This window comes from Ideonella sp. P3_A4 (assembly GCF_056403075.1).
The window spans coordinates 1-4,007 of record NZ_JBFUGE010000550.1 but is presented as its reverse complement, the minus strand read 5'-3'; the positions used below and the strand labels follow the sequence as shown (position 1 = coordinate 4,007).

Here is a 4,007-nt window from a genome sequence, read left to right as displayed (position 1 = left end):
GCCAGGACCTGAAGGAACTCGCCGCGCGCAACGAGGGTGGCGCACCGCCTTCTTCGTTCGGCAGCCGTGGCTTGCCGGGGTGGCCGCGCTTGACGGAGCGCTTCTCGCTCAGCAAGCCCGTCATCGCCAAGGTCGCGGGTTATGCGATCGGCGGCGGCTTCGAGCTGGCGCTGGCTTGCGACCTGATCATCGCGTCGGACGATTCGAGCTTCGGGCTGCCCGAAGCCACGCTGGGGCTGATCCCCGGTGCCGGCGGGCTGTTTCGGCTGCCGCGCCAGATCCCCCCCAAGATCGCAATGGGCTACCTGATGACCGGTCGCCGCATGCCGGCGGCGCGGGCCTACGAACTGGGGCTTGTCAACGAGGTCGTGCCAGCGGATCGTCTCGACGAGTGCGTCACCGGCTGGGTGGACGACCTGTTGCGCTGCGCACCGCTGTCACTGCGCGCCATCAAAGAGGTCACCACCCGCGGTGCTCACCTGAGCGTCGAGCAGGCCTTCAACACCGAGTTCGAGTGGGAGACGGTGCGACGCCACAGCACCGACTGCCAGGAAGGCCCGCGGGCGTTCGCACAGAAGCGCGCGCCTTGCTGGCGCGGCGAATGAACACGCGGCTTCAGCGGCCGCAGGTCTGACTCAGAACAGCAAGGGGAATTCATGAACACTCGATCCTCCTCGATGGCACGGATCACCGGCTCGAGCTTGTGGTTGCACCTGGGCGTGTTGCTCGGGCTGATGCTGGTGACGATGGCGGGCTTGCGGCATGCAGCCGCGCCCGCGCCGGATGCCGCGCAGGCCCATGACTTTGACCTACCACGTGCGATGCAGGACCTGACCCGCATCGCGGCCGCGCCGCATCCACTGGGTAGCGAGCAGCATGCGGTGGTGCGCGACTACCTGCTCGATCGCCTGCAGGCGCTGGGGCTCGAGCCGCAGGTCCAGTCGGGTTCTGCCGTCGTGACCGATCACCGCGCGGTCGGCCAGGTCCAGAACATCGTCGCGCGCCTGCCCGGTACCACGCCGGGCAAGGCCGTGCTGTTGGCAGCTCACTACGACTCGGTGCCCGCCGGGCCTGGCGCGGCCGACGACGGGGCCTCGGTCGCGGCGATCCTCGAAACGCTGCGCCTGCTGAAAGCGGGGCCAGCGCTGCGCAACGATGTGGTGGTGCTGTTCAGCGACGGCGAGGAGGCGGGCCTGCTCGGCGCGACGCTGTTCGCTCGCCAGCACCCCTTGGCGAAGAACGTCGGCGTGATCTTCAACTTCGAATACCGCGGCAATTCGGGGCCGGTGTGGATGTTCCAGACCAGCGAAGGCAATGGCCGGTTGATCCGCGAGTGGCAATCGGTGCTGCCTGAAGGCCCGGGCAGTTCGCTCTTGTACGAGGTGTATCGCGCGTTGCCCAACGACACCGACTTCACCGTGCTGAAGCCCTTGGGCCCGGGCCTGAACTTCGCAGCCGGCGAGAACTACAACAGCTACCACACGGCGCTCGACACGGCCGAGGCGCTGGACCCATCCACCTTCCAGCAACAGGGCGACATCCTCGTCGCGTTGACGCGCCATTTCGGCACGCTGTCGCTCGACAAGCTGACCGCTGACGATGTCGTCTACTTCGACGTCCCGGGTCTCGGGCTGGTGCAGTACGGCACCAGTTTGGCGGTGGTGGCTGCAGTGGTGGTGCTCGCGCTCTTCGTGGCGACGATAGCGCTCGCGCTGCGGCGGGCTAAGGCTCGCGCCACACGCCTGGCGATCGCGACGCTGATCGTGCTGCTGGCCAGCGCAGTGCTGGCTGGCTTGTGTCAACTGGCTTGGTTTGGCTTGCTGTTCGTTCACCCGGGCTACCAGCTGTCGGCACACGGCAGCACCTACAACGGTGGCTGGTACCTCGCGGCGTTCGGCGTGTTGAGCGCCACCGCTTTTGTCATGCTGTTGCGGGTGCTGCGGCGTCGCTTCGAGTTCATGGAGCTGACGCTGGCCGCGCTGGTGGTGCCGGTGGTCCTGATGGTCGTGACGCTGGTGCTGGCGCCGGGCGCGTCCTTCCTGTTCACCTGGCCGTTGTTGGCTGCCGTGGCAGCGCTGCTGGCTACGCAGTTGGTGCCGCAGATTGCACAGTCGGAGCGGGTGACCACGCTGCTGGCGCTGGTGGCCGCGATCCCGGCGCTACTGCTGTTCGTGCCGCTGATCCATCTTCTGTACGTGGCGCTGACGCCGGCGCTGCTGGTGGTGACGATCGTCGCGGCCACGCTGTTGTACGGCATCACCAGCCCGTTGCTGCTGGGGCTGGGCTCGTCACGCTGGCTGGTTCATGCCGGGTGGGTCGCAGCCGTTGCGCTGCTGGTGGGCGGTGCCTGGACTTCGGGGTTTGATGCGCAGCACCCGAGGCCCGAAAACCTGCTCTACGCGCAGTCGGCCGACTCGAACGAGGCCTGGCTGGTGTCGGAGAACGACGAGCTGGATGCCTGGACGCGCGACCTGTTTGGCGCTGGCACGAAGCGTGTGGCGCTGAAGTCGGTCTTCGGGCCTAGCGCCGAGCCGGTGTGGGCGAAGCCGGTGCCGCCGCTGTTCGACAAGGCTCCTGCTGTCGATGTGCGCAGCGACCGCGTCGAAGGCGCACAACGTGTGATCGAGCTGAACGTACGCTCCGGCCGGCAGGCTCCGCGCATACAGATCAGCGTCGATGGCGTCGCGGTGCAGCAGGCCGAGGTGCAAGGTGAGCCCTACACCCGCAGCGAGACGTCGAAGTGGCGCGTGAACGCCTACGCGATGGGCGATGAGCCGGTGCGGATCACGCTGCGCGTGAAGGCGGGCGCGCCGTTCGCGGTGCGTGTGCGCGACTTCAGCTTCGGTTTGCCGCCGGCTTTGGGCCCGCGGCCTGCAGGCCTGGTGGCTCAGGCCTTCGGCAGCAGCGACACGCTGCAGGTGGCGAAGGTGGTCAAGTTCGATTGAGCTTTGCCGCGGTGCCGGTCAGCCTTCTGTGGAGGAGGCGGTGGCCGGCACGCGCCGCAGGTTGGCGAGCGCATAACGCAGCTCGGGCAGCGGCGGCGCAAAGAGGTGGCGCGTGGACTTGTAGGGCAGCACGCGCCCGCTCGACAGCGTTGCATGGATGTCGGTGACCGGAAACTCCGAGCCATCGTCCCACCGCAGGATGCGCACCCGCGGGTCGCCATAGTCGAGCGGGATGCACGGCAGCAGGGTCAGCCGCAGCAGGCGCGCTGCGTGCCAACGGTGGTTGCCGTCCATGATGATCCCGGTGCTGCGTTCGATCGGGATCGGTGTCGTCCAGTGCCCGGCCTGCGCAATGTGCACCGCGAGCCTTTCGACATCGGCGGGGTCGACCTCCTCCGACGCGCGCAGCAGCGCGTGTTCGGTCAGGACACATTCGTAGTGCAGGCACGAATCCATCGGGCGCTTCTCGATGTGAGGTTCGAAAGCCGCGCGGCCGCCATCACGCAGCGCCGCATGCGCGCTGCGTGAGGCGGCCGGCGACTCAGTCGCCCTTGCGCGCGATCATCACGCAGGCATCCGAGCCATCGACCTTGACGACGCGGAAGCTGGCGAAGCCGGCCTCGCGGCACCAGCGCTCGAAGTCGGCTTCCGGGTAGGTCATGCCGCTGCCCGAAGCGAGGTTGGCGAAGTACAGCGACAGCACTGCCGGCCACACGGGGCCCGTCTCGCTGTCGTTGCACACTGTCTGGTTGACCAGCACGTGGCCGCCCGCCGGCAGGTAGGCGTGGGCCTGTGCCAGCGCCTTGCGGATGAGGTCTTCAGAGAAGATCTCGAGGAAGGCCGAGAAGAGCACGCAGTCGGCGCCCGTCGGCCAGGCGCCTGCAAACGCATCGCCACCGGCGAAGGCGACACGCTCCTGCGGATCGCCGGAGGATTGCTGGCGGCCGACCTCGGCCACGGTCGGCAGATCGAGCACGGTCACGCGAGCGGCTCCGAAGTGCGAGGCGATGCCGCGCGCGGTAGTGCCGTCGCCACCGCCTACGTCCAGCACGTGCTTGAAGG

The 4,007-nt window shown here is 68.0% G+C and carries 4 protein-coding genes; 2 read left to right on the top strand and 2 right to left on the bottom strand.

The features are described from left to right. Both AC1DYI_RS28710 and AC1DYI_RS28705 read left to right on the top strand, forming a co-directional pair. Positions 1–605: enoyl-CoA hydratase-related protein (locus AC1DYI_RS28710; protein ID WP_477207534.1), on the top strand; the 605-nt coding region annotated here is incomplete at its 5' end. A gap of 51 nt (positions 606–656) precedes the next feature. Next, on the top strand, positions 657–2,945 hold the full coding sequence (locus AC1DYI_RS28705) for a M20/M25/M40 family metallo-hydrolase (RefSeq protein WP_477207533.1): 2,289 nt from the start codon (positions 657–659) through the stop codon (positions 2,943–2,945). 18 nt (positions 2,946–2,963) lie between these two features. On the opposite strand, the gene AC1DYI_RS28700 is transcribed toward AC1DYI_RS28705, so the two are convergent. Together AC1DYI_RS28700 and AC1DYI_RS28695 are read right to left on the bottom strand one after the other, a co-directional pair. Beyond that, positions 2,964–3,401: a ParB N-terminal domain-containing protein gene (locus AC1DYI_RS28700; RefSeq protein WP_477207532.1), complete on the bottom strand. Its 438-nt coding sequence runs from the start codon at positions 3,399–3,401 to the stop codon at positions 2,964–2,966. An 85-nt stretch (positions 3,402–3,486) separates the two neighbouring features. Further along, the coding region (locus tag AC1DYI_RS28695) for a methyltransferase (protein WP_477207531.1) at positions 3,487–4,007 on the bottom strand (521 nt) is incomplete at its 5' end.